The sequence below is a fragment of the Hymenobacter artigasi genome, from assembly GCF_012275535.1.
Lineage (GTDB): Bacteria > Bacteroidota > Bacteroidia > Cytophagales > Hymenobacteraceae > Hymenobacter > Hymenobacter artigasi.
Map to the genome: position 1 here is coordinate 1 of NZ_JAAVTK010000005.1, position 19,144 is coordinate 19,144.

17 protein-coding genes and 1 pseudogene are annotated in these 19,144 nt (G+C 56.8%); 5 read left to right on the plus strand and 13 right to left on the minus strand.

Annotation, left to right across the window (positions count from 1 at the left end; genetic code table 11):
* Window positions 1–157: 157 nt before the first annotated feature.
* Window positions 158–589 (plus strand): hypothetical protein, encoded by a 432-nt coding sequence (locus HBN54_RS09795; protein ID WP_168673028.1) that lies wholly within the window; start codon window positions 158–160, stop codon window positions 587–589.
* A 15-nt stretch (window positions 590–604) separates the two neighbouring features.
* Here the strand turns inward: HBN54_RS09795 and HBN54_RS09800 are convergent, their stop codons facing one another.
* From HBN54_RS09800 to HBN54_RS09810, 3 genes are read right to left on the minus strand one after another with little or no spacing between them, the layout of a single operon-like run.
* Window positions 605–4,129, minus strand: a complete 3,525-nt coding sequence (locus tag HBN54_RS09800; protein WP_168673029.1) for a UvrD-helicase domain-containing protein — start codon at window positions 4,127–4,129, stop codon at window positions 605–607.
* Between the two features lie 54 nt (window positions 4,130–4,183).
* Window positions 4,184–4,582 carry a hypothetical protein gene (locus tag HBN54_RS09805; protein ID WP_168673030.1) on the minus strand — a complete coding sequence of 133 codons (399 nt, stop codon included), beginning with the start codon at window positions 4,580–4,582 and terminating at the stop codon, window positions 4,184–4,186.
* A 56-nt stretch (window positions 4,583–4,638) separates the two neighbouring features.
* Entirely contained in the window at window positions 4,639–5,049 is a 411-nt protein-coding gene (locus tag HBN54_RS09810) for an acyl-CoA thioesterase (RefSeq protein ID WP_168673031.1), read from the minus strand.
* Window positions 5,050–5,207: 158 nt separating this feature from the next.
* Between HBN54_RS09810 and HBN54_RS09815 the strand changes: the two genes are divergently transcribed.
* The 3 genes from HBN54_RS09815 to HBN54_RS09825 all read left to right on the plus strand — a co-directional run bounded on the left by HBN54_RS09815 (window position 5,208) and on the right by HBN54_RS09825 (window position 8,232).
* Window positions 5,208–5,402 (plus strand): cold-shock protein, encoded by a 195-nt coding sequence (locus HBN54_RS09815; RefSeq protein WP_168673032.1) that lies wholly within the window; start codon window positions 5,208–5,210, stop codon window positions 5,400–5,402.
* 211 nt (window positions 5,403–5,613) lie between these two features.
* Complete coding sequence (locus HBN54_RS23980; RefSeq protein WP_317170202.1) at window positions 5,614–5,736, plus strand: GIY-YIG nuclease family protein; 123 nt, start codon at window positions 5,614–5,616, stop codon at window positions 5,734–5,736.
* A 450-nt stretch (window positions 5,737–6,186) separates the two neighbouring features.
* Window positions 6,187–8,232: a DEAD/DEAH box helicase gene (locus tag HBN54_RS09825; protein ID WP_168673033.1), complete on the plus strand. Its 2,046-nt coding sequence runs from the start codon at window positions 6,187–6,189 to the stop codon at window positions 8,230–8,232.
* A gap of 277 nt (window positions 8,233–8,509) precedes the next feature.
* On the opposite strand, the gene HBN54_RS09830 is transcribed toward HBN54_RS09825, so the two are convergent.
* The 3 genes from HBN54_RS09830 to HBN54_RS09840 all read right to left on the minus strand — a co-directional run bounded on the left by HBN54_RS09830 (window position 8,510) and on the right by HBN54_RS09840 (window position 11,282).
* Entirely contained in the window at window positions 8,510–8,968 is a 459-nt protein-coding gene (locus tag HBN54_RS09830; RefSeq protein ID WP_168673034.1) for a PA2169 family four-helix-bundle protein, read from the minus strand.
* Window positions 8,969–9,030: 62 nt separating this feature from the next.
* Window positions 9,031–10,305, minus strand: a complete 1,275-nt coding sequence (locus HBN54_RS09835) for a BaiN/RdsA family NAD(P)/FAD-dependent oxidoreductase (RefSeq protein WP_317170203.1) — start codon at window positions 10,303–10,305, stop codon at window positions 9,031–9,033.
* Window positions 10,306–10,403: 98 nt separating this feature from the next.
* Window positions 10,404–11,282 (minus strand): Rossmann-fold NAD(P)-binding domain-containing protein, encoded by an 879-nt coding sequence (locus HBN54_RS09840; protein ID WP_168673035.1) that lies wholly within the window; start codon window positions 11,280–11,282, stop codon window positions 10,404–10,406.
* A gap of 186 nt (window positions 11,283–11,468) precedes the next feature.
* On the opposite strand from HBN54_RS09840, the gene HBN54_RS09845 reads away from it, so the two are divergent.
* Complete coding sequence (locus tag HBN54_RS09845) at window positions 11,469–12,341, plus strand: SDR family oxidoreductase (RefSeq protein WP_168673036.1); 873 nt, start codon at window positions 11,469–11,471, stop codon at window positions 12,339–12,341.
* A 193-nt stretch (window positions 12,342–12,534) separates the two neighbouring features.
* Here the strand turns inward: HBN54_RS09845 and HBN54_RS09850 are convergent, their stop codons facing one another.
* From HBN54_RS09850 to HBN54_RS09880, 7 genes and pseudogenes are all read right to left on the minus strand, one after another.
* Window positions 12,535–13,407, minus strand: a complete 873-nt coding sequence (locus HBN54_RS09850) for a DUF1571 domain-containing protein (protein ID WP_168673037.1) — start codon at window positions 13,405–13,407, stop codon at window positions 12,535–12,537.
* A 56-nt stretch (window positions 13,408–13,463) separates the two neighbouring features.
* The gene (locus HBN54_RS09855) at window positions 13,464–13,763 is read right to left on the minus strand and encodes a hypothetical protein (RefSeq protein WP_168673038.1); all 300 of its coding nucleotides are present in this window, start codon (window positions 13,761–13,763) and stop codon (window positions 13,464–13,466) included.
* 331 nt (window positions 13,764–14,094) lie between these two features.
* A pseudogene (locus HBN54_RS23485) lies at window positions 14,095–14,217 on the minus strand (YkvA family protein); the annotation flags it as partial.
* Between the two features lie 323 nt (window positions 14,218–14,540).
* Window positions 14,541–15,731, minus strand: a complete 1,191-nt coding sequence (locus HBN54_RS09865) for a hypothetical protein (protein ID WP_168673040.1) — start codon at window positions 15,729–15,731, stop codon at window positions 14,541–14,543.
* Between the two features lie 31 nt (window positions 15,732–15,762).
* Window positions 15,763–16,587 carry a type 1 glutamine amidotransferase gene (locus HBN54_RS09870; protein WP_168673041.1) on the minus strand — a complete coding sequence of 275 codons (825 nt, stop codon included), beginning with the start codon at window positions 16,585–16,587 and terminating at the stop codon, window positions 15,763–15,765.
* A gap of 119 nt (window positions 16,588–16,706) precedes the next feature.
* The gene (locus HBN54_RS09875) at window positions 16,707–17,810 is read right to left on the minus strand and encodes a carboxylate-amine ligase (RefSeq protein WP_168673042.1); all 1,104 of its coding nucleotides are present in this window, start codon (window positions 17,808–17,810) and stop codon (window positions 16,707–16,709) included.
* Window positions 17,811–17,899: 89 nt separating this feature from the next.
* Window positions 17,900–19,096 carry an ATP-grasp domain-containing protein gene (locus tag HBN54_RS09880; protein ID WP_168673043.1) on the minus strand — a complete coding sequence of 399 codons (1,197 nt, stop codon included), beginning with the start codon at window positions 19,094–19,096 and terminating at the stop codon, window positions 17,900–17,902.
* Window positions 19,097–19,144: the final 48 nt, after the last annotated feature.

Consider the following 19,144-nt stretch of genomic DNA (forward strand, 5'->3'; position numbering starts at 1 on the left):
TGCATAATCTGGAACAGTTTGATACGGCACTGGAGGTATGCGCCGGACTGTGGAACTTCTGCTTAACTCATTGATAATTCAGTACAACAAGTCTAATCATCTCATTTGCTAATTCTCAACTACTGTGAAGTATCTGGTCATCTCCATATTTGCCATTATGTCTTGTCAAGTAGCAAAACCAACATTCTGTCCTACAGAAATTGTTGTCAACTATCAAGGGCCTACCGACAAACCAATTTCTCCACTGGTATTTACTATGCAGGAATCAAATTCTAAAAGCCTACATGTTGCAAGCGCGTTTGATTATCGAAGGACTGTAATTGTCAGTAGAAATGAATTTGAGATAATTGGTAAAACAATTGAAAAATTTAATAATGTTGCATCTGATACAAAAGCTACTGCTGATATACAGTCTTTCGGTGTGTTAATAGCGGAATCTTGTAAGCAAAGGAGCTACGGGACATATGGACGGAATAACTCAATTCGATTTCTGCTTAATCTGCTTGAAACAACAGAAAAATTCAGGCCAGAAGTAAAGGCACCAGCAAAAGAATTCATCACAAGTACTCGAAATCGATTAGGTAATTAGAATTGAATTAACCCCTCACACCTCCACCACTTCCCCCGTCCCGAAATAATAGATAACCCCGCGCACCTCCGCGTACCCCAGCTGCTCAAATAGCGTGGCATAATTCCGCAGCAGCCGCTTGTGTTTCTCCTGCGGCGGGGGCAGGCGGAAATCGAGCAGCGTGACCCGGCCGCCGAGGCGGTGGTGGGCTTCGAGGGAGGGTTCGAGCACCACGCGGTCGGGCTTGTAGTCGCGCAGCTTCACGCCGCCCACCAGGATTTCGCGCTCCGTTTCCACGCTCAGGTGCGGGGCGAAGTAGGGGGCCAGGCGTGGGTCAGTCACCAGCCGTTCCAGACTAGCCACCAGCGCGGGCCGCTCTTTGGCGCTCAGGATGCCTTCGGCCACGAGCTGGCCGGCCACCCGGTCCAAATCGGCCGCCGTAAGCAGGCGGCGCAGGGCGAAATGCAGCTTGCGGTCCCACTCGCCCTGGGCCTTTTGCTCGTCAAAATCGAAGAGCGCGGTGGCGTGGCGGCGCAGTTTCAGGCGCTCCTCCCAAGGCGCGGCGGCCAGGTTGGTCAACTCGTAGGTGGTACTTGGTGCCTGGTGCCTAGTGCTTGGTTTGGCGGGTGTTCCTTTTGATACGACGAAAGACACTTGTTCCTCCTGCCACTCGCCACGCCCCAGCAGGTAGCCGTGCAGCAAATCAGCCACGGTGCGGGCGGCGGCAGTAGGCGCGGATGCCTCCAGCTCGTCGGCTTTGGTGGTTTTCTTGTCCTCCGGCCGCTTGCTGATGACGTAGAGGCGGTGACGCGGCCGGGTGAAGGCCACGTACAGCGTATTCAGCCCTTCGAGGAAGGTTTTCTCGCGCTCCTCGTCGTATTGTGCCCCAAGCACGGTCTGCTGAATGCCTTTGCTCAGGCTCACCACGGCCACGTCGGGCATCAGCTCAATGGGCTTCTGGCCCGGCTCCAGGTGGCCCCATAGTAGCGTGCCCCGGTGCGGCTCCAGGCTCCAGTCGGCAAAGGGCACAATCACCACCCCATACGCCAGGCCCTTGGCCTTGTGCACCGTCGTAATATTAATGGCCGCCCGCCCGCCCGGCGCGTTGATGCTGATGCGCCCCTTGCGCTCCTCCCAGTGCGTGAGAAAATTGCCCAGGTTGTTACCAAATTTCAGGCTGTATTCCAGCGTCAAATCCAGAAAGCGAAACAAATACTCGCTCTCCCCATTGCGCCCCAGCAGCCCGAACAGATTCAGCAGCCGCTCGGCTAGCTCATATAGGCCCAGGTTGCCGGTTTCTGTCTCGTTCACATCATAACCCAGTTCGCGCAGCTCATCAAAAAACGACGTGCCACCTGCCGCATTGGCCACCGTGGCAATGTGCCGGGCGCGGGCCGGCGTAGGGGCCAGGCCGCGCACTACTTTGTCCACGAGCAACAGCGCCTCGGCCCGCGCCAGCGTATCGGCAGGCTGGTGCAGCACCCGCAAAATGCTCACCAGCAGGTTCACGACCTCGGCAAATTCCAGCGCCAGCGAATCGGCCGAAATAATAGCGTAGCCCCGCTCTTTCAGGAACTTGGCAATGATTTTACTGGCGTAGCGCGTGCGGCATAGCACCGATATATCCTGGAGCTCATACCCGTCGCGCAGAGCCTGTTCCACCAGTTGCAGGGTGAGGTAACAGGTGCTTTCGTCGTAGCCCAGCAGCGCCTCCGGGGCGTGGCCGGGGAGGGGCTCGGCGGTGTAGGTGCCGGTGGCCGGGTCGTAGATGAGGGCCGGGGCATCTTTTTGAGTGAATAATAATTCCACATGCCCGCTCACGCCCCCCGCCGGAACTTCACCCCCTGACCCCCTCTCCAAAAGAGAGGGGGCACCGGAAATGCTTCCAGCGGAATCGTCCTCACGAGCCGGTACCCCCTCTTTTTTGGAGAGGGGGTCAGGGGGTGAGGTTGACGTGGGCGCGGCTCCGGGCGCCTCCTGCCCAAAATGCGCATCATAAATCCCCGTCACCAGCCCCAGCGCCTCGTGTCGCACACTCACCGCCTCAAAAAACGAGTTATTAAAATCAATAATCTCCCGCGCCGACCGGTAATTCACCTGCAAGGCCTTCGCCTCCAGCTTGCCCGCAAAAGACGCATACCGCCCCCGCAGCAGCTCGCGCATCTCCGGTTCCCGGGCCCGCGCCGCCAGCGCTTCCGTGTTGCCTTGGTGCAGCCTGAGAATCTGCTCCATCTCGCCCCCACGCCACCGGTAGATGGCCTGCTTGGCATCGCCCACCGCCAGGCTGCTGTGCCCATTCGCCAGTGTATTTTCCACCAACGGCAGCAGGTTGTTCCACTGCAGTACGGAGGTGTCCTGAAACTCGTCAATCAGAATATGCTCGTATTTCTCGCCCAGCCGCTCGTACAAAAAAGGCACTGGCTCGGTGAGCACAATGCTGGCAATTCGCCGGTTAAATTCCGAAATCAACACCACGTTTCGCTCGCGGCTGATTTGCTCTACTATTTTATTTAATTCACTCAGCAGCGAAGCGTGAAATAGATACGGCTGCATGGCCGCCAGCAATGTGTAATTCGGCAGATATTCAGCCCGCATTTTATCCAGCGTCGCCATCAGTGCCGTCAGCGGCTCGCGCACCGCATCTACGCGCGCTTTATCGGCGGGCGATTTAATTTTCCCGCCGTGCCATTTATCCTCGGCCAGCGTTTTGCGCACGTAGCTGTTCGGCCCGGCATCGGCCTGCAGCAGCGCCACGCCCTTCTGCACGTACTGGCCGATGCCGCTTTTGCCATAATACAGGTCGTCCACGCTCACATCGGCCTGCTCCAGAATGGCCGCGCCCACCTCCTGCGTCTGCGCAAATGCCGCCTCAATCTCCCCCCGCCGCGTCCGGATTTCCTTGTCCAGCCGCCGGAAATCGGCTAGGCTCAGCTTGTCCAGCTGCGCCACCGCCTCCTGCACCGTCTCATTAAATAGCACCCGGCCAAACCCCGCCAGTTCCTCGGGCAACCGGCTCCAGCTTTTGCCCTCCTCGGCCTGCCCCAGCGCATATTCCGCCAGCGTCTGCGACAGTAGCTTGCTGTTCGGGTCGCGGTTCACCTTGTCCAGCAGCGCGGCCACCGCGCTTTGCAGCACGCTGTCCGTATCCAGCTCCACCTCAAACGTGGCCGGCAAGCCCAGCTCCCGGGTAAACGCCGTCACAATCCGCTGCACAAACGAGTCAATCGTGCTCACCCCAAAATCGGCGTAATGGTACAGCACCAGCCGAAACGTGGCCGCCGCCCGCCGCTTCACCTCCGCCGCCGACAGCTTCAGCTCGGCCGCAATGTCGGCTAGCAGCGTATCGGTTTTGCCCTCTCTGGGGTAGGCAAAATCTCGCAGCGCATCCACTATGCGGTGCTTCATTTCCCCCGCCGCATCGTTGGTAAACGTAATGGCTAGCACCCGCTTGAAATACGCCGGGTCATCGGCCCCCAGCGCCAGCAGCAGGTATTCTTTCGTTAATTGGTACGTCTTGCCGGAGCCGGCCGAAGAGGAGTAGATGCGGAAGGAGGGAGGCATGTATATTTTGTTTGATTTGCTAACTGAAAAATAATTTGAGCAGTGATATTCCTGTCAATAGCAAACATTGCCTTGATGATGTCTTCCACACTCGTTGCAGAATCTTGCTCCAGATGATATTATTTTCGATGCAGGTCTATTCTTTGTTACAGTCTTATTTGTAATCGGTATTTCTTCTATGGTATTAGTCGGCTCATTCTTTTTGTGGGGTTTCTTGCGTTTTTCAGTGGCTTCTATATTAGATTGGTTTCGATTCAACTCTGTATTGACTTCCGCTTCATATTCATCATTGTACTGACTCATAAATGATTTATCAGAAACGATACTCTCAAAAAGTTTGAATGACATTTCAGGGCCTCTAGATTCTAGCCAAACAGCGTAGCTAAATCCCAGTTTATAGCCGTTAGAAATGTCAATCTGTAAGCACTTGTTTTGACGAGAATTGTTGGGCATGATTTCCTCGTTTATCAGTTTCAATAGGGACAGGAATTAACTTGCTTTTGCTAAGACTATTCGTTCGTCAGCCAACTCACCATCTCCGCCGTCACCCGCACCGGCCGGCCGCTCTTGGGGTCGAGCAGCACCCAGGTCGTTTCCGCCTCGCACAGCAGCACGCCATCGGCCGCACGGGTGAGGCGGGTGTAGCGCAGCGACGTAGCCCCGCTGGTTTCTCCCACCCAGGTGCTGGCCCGCAGCGTCTCGCCCGCGAAGGCCGATTGCAGGTAGCGGATGCGATGTTCGCGCACTACCCAAATAATCTGGTCGTGCAGCTCGGTGGGGCAAATGCTCAGCCAGTGTGCGCCGGCCACATCCTGCACCCAGCGCACGTATTCGACATTATTGGCGTGGCCCAGCGCATCAATGGCACTGGCCGGAACCTGAAATTCATGGGAAAAAGCGTGGGCCGGCGCGTCGGGCATACTCTATATAGATAGGAGGAGAGCGCGCAAAGGTCGACATTCATCGAAAAAAATACCTATCGACTTGGTGATTTGGAATTTCTGCCTATCTTTGATGCAACCTAAGAAACCAAGCCACGGTGGCCCAAAAGCTTAGGGAAACCCACAACACAACCACCATGCCCACCGGAACGGTAAAATTCTTTAATGAGACCAAAGGCTTTGGTTTCATCAAAAACGACGAAACTGGCGATGACATTTTCGTACACATCAGCGACTTGCAAGTAAGCTCGATTCGCGAAAATGACAAAGTTCAATTCGAAGTGGCTCAGGGCAAAAAAGGCCCGAACGCTGTGAAAGTGACGCTGGTTTAGTCCTGTCCTAGCTTTGTTCTTGATAAGAAAGCCCGCCTCTGGCGGGCTTTTTTTATGCCCGTTGGGGCCACTATAACGTGCCCGTATGTCATGCAGAGCGCAGCGAAGCATCTTTACCGCAATAGTAAATCAATCGTTTTGATTGCGTTGCGCGGTAAATATGTTTCGCTACGCTCTGCATGACCGTCCAAAAAACCGCTCAATTCATAATATGTACGTCTACGTCCTCACCAACACCGGCCGTACCGTTCTCTACATAGGCGTAACCAACGACCTCACCCGCCGCCTCTACGAACATAGCACCGGCCGGGGCGATGCCAGCAAATTCACCTGACGCTACCAAGCTGATTTGCTGGTCTACTTTGAGCAATTACCTGATGCTACTCAAGCCATTGCCCGCGAGAAAGTGCTGAAAGGATGGTCACGAGCCAAGAAGGACGCGCTTATTGCTGCGTTCAATCCGGATTGGAAGGCGATTGATTTGGAAACGTGGGAGGGTTGATTGCTATTGAGGTAAAGATGCTTGGCTGCGCTCTTCATGACGGCCTTTTAAATTATTAACCCCCTTACATTAGCTTTTTCAAGAAATAAATCCTACCTTTGCACCCGCATTTGAGGACGGCCCAAGTCCGCGCAAGCCCGAGAGAGGCGCTAACGCATTGGCCGCGTAGTTTTTTGGTTGTTTTTTCCCGCCTGATTGTGACAAGGTAGAAGGAGGGGAAACGTCGCTGAGTACGGCTGTTTTCAGAGCTGAGTCTCTTTTTCCCCCTTATCAACTCCAATCATGGAAGCTGAAAAAATTGTAGTTCGCTTTGACGAACTGAACCTCTCCGAGGAAGTACAACGCGCCATCACCGAGATGGGCTACGAGGAAGCCTCGGCCATTCAGGCCGCTGCTATTCCCGTGCTGCTCGCCGGCAAAGACGTTATCGGCCAGGCCCAGACGGGTACCGGCAAAACTGCTGCCTTCTCCATTCCCGCCATCGATAACATCGATACCGAGAGCAAAGACGTGCAGGTATTGGTGCTCTGCCCCACCCGCGAGCTCGCGGTGCAGGTTTCGGGCGAAATCCAGAAGCTGGGCAAGTATAAGCGTGGGCTGATGGTGGTTCCCATCTACGGCGGCAGCCCTTATGACCGTCAGCTGCGCGCCCTGGAGCGTGGTGTGCAGATTGTCATCGGTACCCCCGGTCGCATCATGGACCACATTGAGCGTGGTACCCTGAAGCTGGAAAACACCACCAAAATCATTCTCGACGAAGCCGACGAAATGCTCGACATGGGCTTCCGCGACGACATCGAGTTCATTCTGAGCAAGATGCCGAAGGAGCGCCAGACGGTGTTTTTCTCGGCCACGATGAGCAAGCCCATCATGGAGCTCACCAAGAAGTACCAGCGCGACCCGCAGGTAGTAAAGGTGAACCACCAGACGATGACGGTGACCAACATCGAGCAGAGCTACTTTGAAGTGCGTGGTCCCCAGAAAAAGGACGTCCTGACCCGCATCCTCGACATGTACAACCTGAAGTCGACCATCGTTTTCGCTAACACGAAGCGCATGGTGGACGAAATCGTAGCTGATTTGCAAGCCAAAGGCTATTTCGCCGAAGGCCTGCACGGCGACATGGGCCAGCAGCAGCGTCAGAACACGCTGGATAAATTCCGCAAGTCGACCATCGAAGTACTGGTGGCTACCGACGTAGCTGCCCGAGGCATCGACGTGGACAACGTGGAGGCCGTATTCAACTACGACCTGCCCGCCGACGAAGAATACTACGTGCACCGCATCGGCCGCACGGGCCGCGCTGGCAAGTCGGGCAAAGCCTTCACGTTTGTGAGCGGCCGCGACATCTATAAGCTGCGCGACATCATGCGCTTCACCAAGGCCCAGATTAAACTGGAGCAGGTGCCGTCGTTTGCCGATGTTTCGGAAGTGAAAACCACGTTGTTCCTGAATCAGATTAAGGAGCTCGTGGAGAAGGGCAACCTGGAGAAATACGTGGGCCGCGTGCAGCGCCTGCTCGACCAAAGCGAGGAAATTACCTCGCTCGACATCGCTGCCGCGCTGCTGAAAATGACCATGAAGGAGGATAAGAGCGCTCAGCAGAGCCTCGATGCCAGCAAGGCCGCCGGCCAGGCGCGCCCCGGCTACACTCGCTTGTTCGTAACCATGGGCAAGAAGGACCGGATTCACCCCCGCGACATCGTGGACCTGATTTCGGAATCGAGCAACCTGACCGGTGCCAAAGTAGGCGACATCGCCCTCTACGACAAGTTCAGCTTCGTGGAAGTACCGTCGGAATACGCCGATGAGATTGTGGGTAAACTGGGCCGCACCAGCATCCAGGGCACTCCGGTTAGCTTCAGCATTGCTACTCCCGTGCAGGAAGGTGCCGCTAAAGAGGAAGGCTTCAACCGCACGGGTGGCACGGGTGGTCCCGGCGGCTTCGGCGGCGACCGTGAGCGTCGTCCCTTCAACGGCGGCGAGCGTCGTGAGGGTGGCAGCGGCTACGGCGGCGGCTACAAAGGCGGTAACCGCGGTGGCAGCAGCTACGGTGGTGGCGAGCGCCGCGAAGGTGGCAGCGGCTACGGCGGCGGCTACAAAGGCAACCGCGACGGTGGCAGCGGCTACGGCAACAAGCCCAGCTACGGCGGTGGCGAGCGTCGCGAAGGCGGCAGCAGCTACGGCAACAAGCCGGCCTACGGTAACAAAGGCAGCTACGGCGACAAGCCCAGCTATGGCAACAAGCCGAGCTACGGTACGCCCCGCGAGTACGACACCCGTCCGGCGGCACCCCGTACTCCCCGCAACGAGAGCTTTGACGAATAAAGACTGCTGATTCTAAAGAATTAGTCGGATAAATACGGATTCGGTCGGGTTATTGCAACCCGGCCGATATCCACCAGTTTAGGTAGTTGTTCGTTATATATTTATTGTTTGTTGGTGATAGTTAGGATACCTGTATTGTTAACGTTAGTGCTATAAAAAAGGCCCCTCGATTATTCGAGGGGCCTTTTTTCATTTATCCGGAACAACTATAAGAACATTTTGAAGCGAACAATTCGAATCAGTTCTTATCCGTCCAATCCGTTAAAATCTGCGGTCGTTATTTCGACGCATCACGCAGGGCTTTGATTTTGTCGTGGCCTTCAACCACACCCTGGTACTGCTTTTCGATTACCGATTTTAGGGTAGCGGGTAGGCCATCGGCCTTCAGCGCGGTTTGGTAGGCTTTCTTGGCGTAATCCTCGCCGCGCTCGCACTCGGCGAGGATACTGTGACGGTCTTTGCCGGTTACGGCCGATTTCAGGTCAATCCAAGTGCGGTGTATTGCACCGACGATGGAGCCCTGGGCACCTTCGTTGGTGTCGGGCTTGAGGTCCAACTTAAACATCTGGTCCTCAATCTCATTGAGGTAGCTTGAGCGCTGGGCGGCAAAATGCTTGAATGTGTCCTTCAGGTCGGCGTCTTGCACATCGACCATGGCTTCGGCATAGCCTTTCTGGCCGTCTTTGAGGGTTTCAACCAATTCGTTGAGCAGGGCTTGGGTGGCTTTGGCTTCCATGAGGAAAGGTAAATTTGAGGTGAAAGATTATGAATCTCTTTACTGCCTGCCCGCCCGTAAGGTTACACTGCCACGGCCAACGGTTCGGCCATAGCTCGTCCGGCCAGAAAGCCAGTGGTCCAGGCCGCCTGAAAGTTGAAGCCGCCGGTAATGCCATCAATATCGAGCACCTCGCCGGCAAAATACAGGCCGGGTACGCGGCGGCTCTGCATGGTTTTGAGGTCGACTTCATCGAGCACGATGCCGCCGCAGGTCACGAATTCCTCTTTATAAGTGGTTTTTCCGCGCACGGCCAGCGGCATTCGGAGCAATAATTCGAGCAGACGGTTCTGGGCTTTGGCGGGCAGGTCGCTCCAGCGAATTTCGGCGGTGATGCCGGCTTGCTCGGTCAGGTTGCGCCACAGGCGCTGCGGCAGGCCGAATTGTGGGTTGCTTGCTACTGTTTTGCGGCCATTGTCCTGCCGGAACTGTTGCAGCCAGGGGCGCAGGGTCTCTTCGGTAAAAGCGGGTATCCAGTTGATAAGGGCGGTGCCCACGTAGCCCAGCTCGCTGAGGCGGCGGGCACCCCAGGCCGAGAGCTTGAGCACCGCCGGACCGCTCACGCCCCAGTGCGTGACCAGCAGCGGGCCTTCGTACTGGAGCTTTTCGCCGGCCAGTACCACACGGGCCTGGGGCACGCTCACGCCCATGAGCTCGCTCAGGGGCGAATTGGGCACGTTGAAGGTGAACAGCGAGGGTACCGGCGCGGCAATGTGATGGCCGAGGGCGCGCAGCCAGTCGTAGTTAGCCGATTTGGGGTTGCCCCCGGTGGCGATGAGCAGCTGCGAAACCTGCAACGATGCGCCCAGCTGCGCACTGCCCGAACCGCTGATTTTCAAATTGAAACCACCCTGCGCCAGGGGCTGGATTTCATCGACGCTGGCATTGGTCACGATGCGGACGCCGGCCTGGCGGGCGGCCTCCTCCAAGGCGCGGGCAATGGTTTCGCTCGAATCGGTGGTGGGGAACATGCGGCCGTCGGCTTCCGTTTTCAGCGCCACGCCGCGTTTGGCAAACCAGGCGATGGTTTCGGCTACGCCAAACTGCTGGAAGGCAGCCTTTAGCTGCCTGCTACCGCGCGGGTAGTGCGCCACCAGCTGCGCGGGCGTGTCGCAGGCGTGGGTCACGTTGCAGCGGCCACCGCCCGAAACACGCACTTTGGCGAGGAGCTTCCCCGTTTTTTCCAATAAAATGACAGCTATGTCAGGGTTGGCTTCGGCGCAGGCAATGGCACCAAAAAAGCCGGCCGCCCCGCCGCCGAGTACGGCCACGAGGGGTTGGGCAGCATCTTTTTTCACGGGACAAAGGTACGGCCGGCGTGTAGCATAAGCATTAGATTGTGCTACACGCCGGAACGCCTGCCGCCGCACAAGCTAATGCTTATGCTATACCAAATCTAGCAGTACGCCAGCGCCGCCAGCACATCATCGTGCTTGAACTGGTAGGGCACGATGCTGCGCACCAGACTGCTGTCAATGGTTTTGCCGCTCACGCCTTGCTCGTCCTTAAAGGTTGGTGCGGCCAGGTTAAGAAACTGGGCGGCAGCGGGGTAGAAGTCGCGCCGGCGCGGGTGTTGGTCGGCGCACACGTTGAAGGTGTGGCCCCAGGCCCCACGCTCGATGATGCAGGACAGCACGCCTACCACATCAGTCAGGTGCACGAGGTTGACGGGTGCATTACCTTGTTCGAGGTCTTGGCGGCCCGCCAGGAAGCGGCCGGGGGCGCGCTCCGGGCCAATAAGGCCACCCAGGCGCACCACGGTGCTTTTCCACTGGCCGTAGCGCGGCACGAAATGACCTTCGGCCCGCAGCACATCCGAAGCCGCGTCGCGGGTGCTGATGGCATCGGCTTCGCGCATGAGGCGGGGCTCGTTGGGATATACGCCCGTCGAGCTTACAAATAATACGTGCGGCGTGCCGGCGGCGGCCACGGCTCGGTGAATGGGCCGCAGCAGGGTGGGGTAGGCCCCGGCGGCGGCGGCGCGGGGCGGTACGTTCAGCACCAGCACATCGGCGGCGCTGAGCAGGCGGTGCAGGAGGGCTTCGGTGGGCGCGCCAAAATCAGCCCCAAGCCGCAGCAAATGGCCCTCAATGCCAGCGGCAGCCATCAGCGGCAGGGTGTCGGGGGTGGTGGTGGTGCCCAGCACGGGGTGGCCCGAGGCCGCCAGCTGCCGGGCCAGGGCCATGCCCAGCCAGCCGCAGCCCAGCACTAATACGGTAGGGAGCCCCGCTCCCGAAGCCGGGCTAGTGGAGCCCCCGGAATTGGAACTAGTCATGCAGTGTCAGTACCTTTTAATGCCTTCAAGCTGCGAAGGTGAGAAAAAAATGCGAAACACTATATTCGGCAATGAAAATAAATATTCTGGCTCCTGAGCCGAGCCTTGCTAACATTCGCACCAGCAGCTTAGTACCTTCGGGCGGCGGACCGACCCGCTTTCCCACCCTTATTGACTTTTACTCGAATGGACGCACCCTACACCCAGCCCATGCTGCGCGATAACGCCCTGGCTGGCAAAACCATTATCGTAACTGGCGGCGGCACTGGCCTGGGCCGGGCCATGACCACCTATTTCCTCCAGCTGGGGGCCAACGTCACCATCACCAGCCGCAAGCTGGACGTGCTGGAAAAAACGGCCGACGAGCTTCGGCAGCAAACCGGGGGCAAGGTGCTGGCCATTGCCTGCGACGTGCGCAAGTACGACGAAGTGGAAGCTATGCTGGCGCGTACCATCCAGGAATTTGGCGGTGTAGATGTGCTGCTGAACAACGCGGCCGGCAATTTCATCAGCCCCACCGAGCGCCTGAGCCACAAGGCGTTCGATGTGATTGTGGACATTGTACTGCGCGGCTCCTACAACTGCACGCTGGCCGTGGGCAAGCGCTGGATTGCCGACAAGAAGCCCGGCACCATCCTCAACATCGTGACTACCTATGCCTCGGTGGGTTCGGCTTTTGTGGTGCCCTCGGCCACGGCCAAGGCCGGCGTATTGGCCATGACGCGCTCATTAGCAGTCGAATGGGCCAAATACGGCATTCGCTCCAACGCCATCGCGCCCGGCCCATTCCCGACGGAGGGCGCCTGGAGCCGTCTTTTCCCCGAGCCGCTGGCCAGTAAGCTGGACCCCGCCGCCAGCGTGCCACTGAAGCGCGTGGGCCAGTACCAGGAACTGGCCAACCTGGCCGCCTATTTAGTGTCAGATTTCTCGGCCTATGTGAATGGTGAAGTTGTGACCATCGACGGCGGCGAGTGGCTGAACGGAGCGGGGGAGTTCAATAAGCTCGAAATGCTTACCCCCGATATGTGGGATACCATCGAAAAAACCATGCGCCGCTAAATCACTGATTACGCGGATTTTAGCGGATTTCATGGATTTTGTGGACGTACTCATAGTTAGTTACAGGCTGGCATAATTGGCTGGCATAAATGGAAAAAGGCTTGCCATTAGGCAAGCCTTTTTCCATTTACTTAAGAACCAGCGCCGTCCACAAAATCCGTGAAATCCGCTAAAATTCGTGCTCATCCGTGGTCTATAGTTTGTAGCCTTTGTAATCCTTGCTGAATTCCTCCAGCGGAATGGGCTGGTTGGGGATTACATCGGAGAATTCAAATTTCTCAAACAGGCCTTTTTCGTCATTCACCTGCACCATGGTGGGGAGGAATGTTTTGGGGTCGACGCAGAGCGTGGTGCGGCGGCCGTAGGAATTGGGCACCTGCAGCACTTTGCCTTCGGGGATTTTATCGCCGATACTCAGGCCGTTGCGCTCGATGACGCGGAACTCGCCGCAGCCAAACCGCTCGGCGACAGTGCCAATGGTTTCGTTCTTGCCGGCTTTGTAGCTCACGTAACGGTATTGCGGGTAGTCGGAACGAAGCACGTGGTTGGTACGGCCCTGCAGCGTAGTGTCGCCCACGTAGCGGAACGAGCGGCTGTAGGAATTATCCTGGCGCAGGGCGGTGGAGCGCAGCAAGTCCGAAATAGTGCCGAAACCGGCTTGGAGGGCCGTGTGGTGCTGGGCACCGCGCATCAGCTTGCCATTGGGGTCCAGGCTGAGGGTGACGTAGGGGAAAGATGCCGGGTTTACCCAGGCATCGCCCCCGTTCTGGCCCGCCAGCCAAAGCACTTCGACACCCTTTTGATTTTTAATGTAAATGCGCAAGGGATTGTAAGTCAGCTTCATGATGCTGCGCGCCTGGTGGATGCTGCCGTCGATGCGCTCCTGCGCCTTCACGGTGCAGCGCAGGTATTTCAGGCTTTCGATGGCCGAGCTCATGCGCATAGTAAGCTGCTCCGTAGTGATGGCGGGCGCGGCGGTGGGAGTGGTGGCGGCCATTAAAGCCAACAGGCCTCCCGGAATAGCAAAGCGCAGCGCAGTAGAAGCAGTGATGGAAAAAGCAGGCATAAAAAGGTTAGCGTTAGCGGCCGGCTGCTCCAGAATTGCGGAGCAAAAGCCGGGAATTAATTGAGATTGATATGGGGAAAGCGCGAGGCCGCGCTGTCGAAGATAAACAGCTCATCAATTTCCACGCCATGCAGAAAACGGTAGAGTGGAAACTGTTCGACAAGGGCCTGAACAGCGGCGGCATCAACTCCGTTCATGGTGACCCAGCCCCGGCTTCGGTCGCTGCTAATGGCGTAGGATTCCACAATTTTCTCGTTCAGCAGCCGGTTGATGAAATCACGGTGGCGCGGAATAATGGCGATAAACTCCTCGTTAAAAACATCGGGCAGGCGGAGGGAAACAACGAAAGTTGGCATACAAACAAGCGAAACGACACAGTGGCGGAGGGCGAGTCTCACCAAAAATAAAGAGAAGCGGGCGGCCGGAATCTGGCTGGGGTGGGCAGCAGCAAAAACAGTCGGCTTGGTGAGCGGGGTAACAAAAAAAGCCCCAGCCGAAGCTGAGGCTCCAATAGCAACGCGTAATTTACGAATGCCCGAGCTCGGCTACGCTGGCCTGGGTCTGGTCGCCCCGGGCGGGCTCGGCGGCTTCATCGGGGCCAGTGGTGGCAACGGCGGCGCGGGGCCCGGTTTGCTCCCACTCGCGGAAACGGGTGATTTCGCCCTGAAACTTACCTAAAAACCAGCTTATCAGGCTCAAATCATCAAGAAAGCCGATAACCGGAATGAAATCGGGAATTAAGTCGATGGGCGACAGCACGTAGAGCAGCACGGCCAGGCCCGAAATAACGGTGCTGGTAGAAATGTCCCGGTACTCCCCGCTGATGAAGGCGCGCACCAGCCGCACCAGCGTCAGGGCCACGTCGAACAGCTGCTTGAACTTGTTGTCCTTGTTATCCTTGCTGGCCAGCTTGTCAGCCGTTTCATTCAGGATGGTGACTACCTTGAACGGCTTGCCCAGGAGCTTGGTCGCACGACCAATGAAGACGTTGAAAAGTGCGTTTTTAGAAATTTTGAGGCCTTTTTCGGCCAACGGAGACATGGGCATAGTAATGCGGGTGAAGGGGTTTTGGGCGGGCTTTACGCGCAACGGCCCCGCGTTGTTTTCGCGGGCTTTCCCCCACACCTGCGGTCCTAGCGCTCAAACAGGGGCGTAGTGCCGCCCACCCAATCCTTGTTCTTATTAAAATCGACGCCAATCATCTCACCCCGGCTCAGGCGGCTCAGGCCACAAAGCAGCGTCGGCCGGGCCAGGTCGGGGTGCCAAATATAAAGCAGGCGAATTTCGCTTTTCACTAGGCCGTCAGGTGATTGTACTGCGGGCTCGTATTGCACTTTGCGCTGCAATAAATAGTTTTCCTTGTCCGTGATGGCATCCAGGTCGGCGGCCGTGACGTGCAGCCGCACGCCGGCCCCCGCAAAAGAAAAGAGGGGCTTGAGCACGTAGTTTTCCAGGTCTTCCGGATAAGTAGCTAATTCGTGCAGGTAATAGCTGGGCGGCACAAATGGCCCGCTGAGAAGCGGCAGCGTGTATTTGCTCACGCGGAAAAACCAGTTGGGATGGCCTACCCAGGTTACGTCCACCTCATCGGTGAGGTGAAACTCGCCGGGTAAATCCGGGTACCGCGCTAATTCATCAAAAATAACGCGGTTGTAAATACGCTTAATTGGAATTTGTCTGCCATCTTTTTCATAGAACAATTGCCGGCCATTTTTGCGAATTTTGGTGAGGCAAACCGTATTAATTCCCCAAAATTCTTTGGTTAAAACGAAATCAATTCGAGTTTTTTGTTTGTCCGGATATATTTCCAGTAGAATGACGTGTTCCGGCGCTTCATCACCCAGTAAAAAGCACCGCATCTCTTCCCGATAATCTGCTGCATTCGGAGAATTTATAAAAGCCGAAACGGAGCTGGGAATAGGGAAGTGCCGCTCAAAAATGCCTGGTAACCACGACTGAAAGGCATAGAGAGAAGGAAAACCCTGCATCTCGATAAGCTGGGGTTCCAGCTCGCCGTTGGCATTTCGGCACACGGCAAAATCAAACGTTAAAAAATCCGGCCGGCCTTCGTTGCCGGGCACGCGCTGGTGTGCTGGGATAGCCGCTTCAGTTAATTCCTTGAAATTATTCTGCTGAATAACATCAATAATTGAGCTGCCGGCCGCAATCAATTTATCACGCAAATCAGCCGGAATAAATACCGGCGTTTCGGCCACCCGAAATTCTAATTGCCCGGGAAATTGCTGGTCGATATCGGCCAGCATTTCCTGGTATTTCGCGGGCGTGAAAGCGGCGTTGTAGCGATGGCGGTACTCAGGAATCATAAGGCAGGGAGCGGCTGAATACAGGCAGAAGTTAAGCGGCGGTGAGTTGGCCCAGCTGCGCTAACGCGCGCCGTAAAAAAGTAGGCAGGATGATGGATTCGGTGTATTCAATCGTGTCCGGGTCGGCCAGCAGGCGTACCATTTCGTGGTATTTGGCTTCGCCGTATGCGTTGATTACCTGATGTTTGCGTTCATCAGTGAGCATGTAGCGCAGCATGCCCTCGCCATCGGCTTCGGGATGGAACTGGGTGCCTAGCACTTCCGGCGTGAAGCGAATGGCCATTACGGCGCGGGCCAGCGGCACGTGGGGACGCTCTTTTTCTAAGCACAAAATTTTGGCTCCTAATTCCTCGATACGCTGCGTATTAAGGTCTGCCAATTGATAATCGCGCGAATCGACCACGTAAAATGGGTCGGCTAGTCCGCGCAGGGTGGGCTCTGCTTTGCCGGCTGGGGTGAAATGCACCGGCAGCACGCCAAACGAGGTGGATTTGCGCCGGCTAATGGTGCCCACGCCCAGGTGGCGGCTTACCAGCTGAAACGAGTGGCAAATTAGTAGCAAGTGTTTCTTCTGCTCACTGGTTTTATTGTGAGCAAGTAATGCGTCAATTAATCGAAAATAGCGGGGTTCCCACAGCTCACCGGATGGGAGTGGACTGCCGGGGCCACCGCTCGAAACGTAAATGTCATAATCCAGGCCGGGTAGCTCGTTTTCGGCCCGCACATTAAAGGTGTCGACGCGAAACCGGGCCCCGTTTTCTTCCGCGCTACGGGCCAGTAGCTGCCGGATGCAGCGCATGCCTTCGTTGCGCGCGTTGTCATACATATCTAAAATAGCAATGCGAATAGCTTTCATATATTACTTGGTGAATAGGCTGTTATAGCCAAAAAATAGAAAAAAGCCAAGCCGGAGGCAGGCGTAAAACAAACAACGCCAACCGGGAGGCTGGCGTTGCGAAGGCAAAGATAATTCCGCTACAGGCCGAACGTGGTTTCGGCCAGAATATAGTCGACTACCTTGGTCAGGTCGCCGGTTTCGCGGAAAACCTTGAGCTGGCGGTCGGCGCCGGTGCCCATTTCCATCATTTTCAGTACGTATTCTACTTCGTGGCGGCTCCCGAGGTCGTCCACCACATCGTCGATGAAATCGAGCAGCTCCAAAATGAGCTTGCGGGTAGGCACCTCCTCCTGAATGCCGAAATCAATCATGTTGCCATCGAGGCCGTATCGGGCGGCGCGCCACTTATTCTCCTTGATAAGGGCGCTGCGGTAGACGCGGAAATTAAGGTTCTGGGTTTTGAGCTTATAGATTTTGGCCACCAGCGCCTGCATGACGGCTGCCACGGCAATGGTTTCATCGGCGCGCATCATCATATCGCAGATGCGGTACTCGATGGTGTCGAAGAAGGGGTGGAGGCGAACGTCCCACCAGATTTTTTTGCCGTTGTCGATGCAGCCGGTTTTTATCAGCAGCGCGATAAACTCGTCGTAGTCGCTGGCGCTGTGGAAAAAGCCCGGGATGCCCGTGCGCGGAAATCGTTCGAAAACTTTGGTTCTGAATGACTTATAGCCGGTTTCGCGGCCTTCCCAGAAAGGAGAGTTGGTGCTGAGCGCAAACAGGTGCGGCAGGAAATACCGCAGCGTATTCATCATGTACACGCCCATTTCCCGGTTTTCGATGCCGACGTGAACGTGCATGCCAAAAACGAGATTGGAGCGCGCAGCTTCCTGCAATTCCTCCACAATTTTGTCGTAGCGCACATCGGGCGTGATGGGCTGGTCTTGCCAGCGCGAAAATGGGTGCGTGCCGGCCGCCCCGATTTTCAGGCCCTGCCGGTCGGCTAGCTCAATTACCTGGCGGCGCAGATGCAGCACCTCGGTGCGCGCCTCGCCGATGTTCTGGCAGATATTGGTACCCACTTCCACCACAGACTCGTGCATTTCGGCCTTCACTTGCTCATGGAGCGTGATTTTGCCGTTTTCAACGATTTGCGAGAGGTGTGAGCGAAGCTCCCGGGTTTCCGGGTCGATGGTCTGAAATTCTTCCTCGATGCCGAGGGTAAACACGGGAGTTGGCATGGACGAGACGAATAAAATCGGAAAGGATAAGCGCCGCCGTACCCATCACGTCGGGATGACGCAGATGAGTACGGCGATGCTTTAAAAGGCTATTTGGCCTTCGTGGGTGCAGCTTTTTTGGCGGCCGGCGCTTTGGGCGCGGCGGCTTTCTTAGCGGCCGGGGCTTTGGCTACGGGTACTTCGCCGGTGGGCGGCTCGGGCTTGGGAGCGCTGGCTGCTTTTTTCGGTGCGGCTTTTTTGGCGGCGGGCTTGGGGGCGCCGGTGGCACCCAGGTCGTTGGTTTCATTCACGGCGCTGCCTACCTGCATGTCGGCTTTGCCGGCGGATTTCCTTGGGAAAGTGCCCACCGAATCGTGCACAAAGCTGCCCCAGGTAAGGTTGGTTTTGCCGGCCTGGTTGGCCTGGGCGCGCTCAATGGCCAGCTGGGCCGCGTGCTCTACCACCCACTCAAAGTTCTCCGGGCCAACGGAGTTCACGTCGGCATCGGGGGCGGGGTTGCCGAAGTCGATGGCGATGGGCACCCCGTCGCGCACGGCAAATTCTACCGTGTTGAAGTCGTAGCCCAGGCCCTTGCACAGCCGCAGGGTGTAGTCCTTAATGGTATCGAGCAGCTGCTGGCCGGCTTTGCCCTGGGTTTTCATCGTGGTTTGGTAGCGCTGGTGGGGCGCGTTGCGCGGCTCGTAGGGCATAATGAGCACATGCTCGCCGCCCAGACAGTAGCACCGGAAGTAGTCATCAAACTCGATGGCTTCCTGGTAGAGCATTACCAGCTGGCCGGTTTCGTCGTAGGCGCGCCAGGCTTCCTCGGGGTTGTCTACTTTATACACGCTTTTCCAGCCGCCACCGGAGTGAGGCTTCATAAAAGCCGGGAAGCCAATGCGCTCGAACGCCCGCTCCCAGTTGAACATGGCCAGGTTGCGGAACGAGTTTTCGGAGGTATCGTCGGGGCGCGCCTTGCTGGGCAGCAACAGGGTTTTGGGCACCGGCACGCCCAGCTGCACAGCCAGGGCATTGTTGAAGAACTTTTCGTCGGCGCTCCACCAAAAGGCGTTGTTGATAACGGCCGTGCCGGTAAGGGCCGCGTTTTTCAGGTAGGCGCGGTAAAACGGAACGTCCTGCGAAATCCGGTCGATGATAACGTCGTAGCCGCAGGGCACGGCCTGCTCCACTTGCTCAATGTTCACAAACTCGGCCGTGATGCCGTCCACGGCTTTCTCGTTCACGCGGTCGACGAAGGCCTGGGGGAATGTATTTTCTTGTCCGAAGAGGATGCCAATTTTTTTCATAAAACGAGGTGTTTGTGGGGCAGTGATAGGGGGTACGGATTAGGAAGC

What these genes read in the sequence shown, in the direction of transcription:
- HBN54_RS09795 (WP_168673028.1), top strand. Translation starts at nt 158, where the DNA reads ATGTCTTGTCAAGTAGCAAAACCAACATTCTGTCCTACAGAAATTGTT.
- HBN54_RS09800 (WP_168673029.1), bottom strand. Translation starts at nt 4,129, where the DNA reads ATGCCTCCCTCCTTCCGCATCTACTCCTCTTCGGCCGGCTCCGGCAAG.
- HBN54_RS09805 (WP_168673030.1), bottom strand. Translation starts at nt 4,582, where the DNA reads ATGCCCAACAATTCTCGTCAAAACAAGTGCTTACAGATTGACATTTCT.
- HBN54_RS09810 (WP_168673031.1), bottom strand. Translation starts at nt 5,049, where the DNA reads ATGCCCGACGCGCCGGCCCACGCTTTTTCCCATGAATTTCAGGTTCCG.
- HBN54_RS09815 (WP_168673032.1), top strand. Translation starts at nt 5,208, where the DNA reads ATGCCCACCGGAACGGTAAAATTCTTTAATGAGACCAAAGGCTTTGGT.
- HBN54_RS23980 (WP_317170202.1), top strand. Translation starts at nt 5,614, where the DNA reads ATGTACGTCTACGTCCTCACCAACACCGGCCGTACCGTTCTCTACATA.
- HBN54_RS09825 (WP_168673033.1), top strand. Translation starts at nt 6,187, where the DNA reads ATGGAAGCTGAAAAAATTGTAGTTCGCTTTGACGAACTGAACCTCTCC.
- HBN54_RS09830 (WP_168673034.1), bottom strand. Translation starts at nt 8,968, where the DNA reads ATGGAAGCCAAAGCCACCCAAGCCCTGCTCAACGAATTGGTTGAAACC.
- HBN54_RS09840 (WP_168673035.1), bottom strand. Translation starts at nt 11,282, where the DNA reads ATGACTAGTTCCAATTCCGGGGGCTCCACTAGCCCGGCTTCGGGAGCG.
- HBN54_RS09845 (WP_168673036.1), top strand. Translation starts at nt 11,469, where the DNA reads ATGGACGCACCCTACACCCAGCCCATGCTGCGCGATAACGCCCTGGCT.
- HBN54_RS09850 (WP_168673037.1), bottom strand. Translation starts at nt 13,407, where the DNA reads ATGCCTGCTTTTTCCATCACTGCTTCTACTGCGCTGCGCTTTGCTATT.
- HBN54_RS09855 (WP_168673038.1), bottom strand. Translation starts at nt 13,763, where the DNA reads ATGCCAACTTTCGTTGTTTCCCTCCGCCTGCCCGATGTTTTTAACGAG.
- HBN54_RS09865 (WP_168673040.1), bottom strand. Translation starts at nt 15,731, where the DNA reads ATGATTCCTGAGTACCGCCATCGCTACAACGCCGCTTTCACGCCCGCG.
- HBN54_RS09870 (WP_168673041.1), bottom strand. Translation starts at nt 16,587, where the DNA reads ATGAAAGCTATTCGCATTGCTATTTTAGATATGTATGACAACGCGCGC.
- HBN54_RS09875 (WP_168673042.1), bottom strand. Translation starts at nt 17,810, where the DNA reads ATGCCAACTCCCGTGTTTACCCTCGGCATCGAGGAAGAATTTCAGACC.
- HBN54_RS09880 (WP_168673043.1), bottom strand. Translation starts at nt 19,096, where the DNA reads ATGAAAAAAATTGGCATCCTCTTCGGACAAGAAAATACATTCCCCCAG.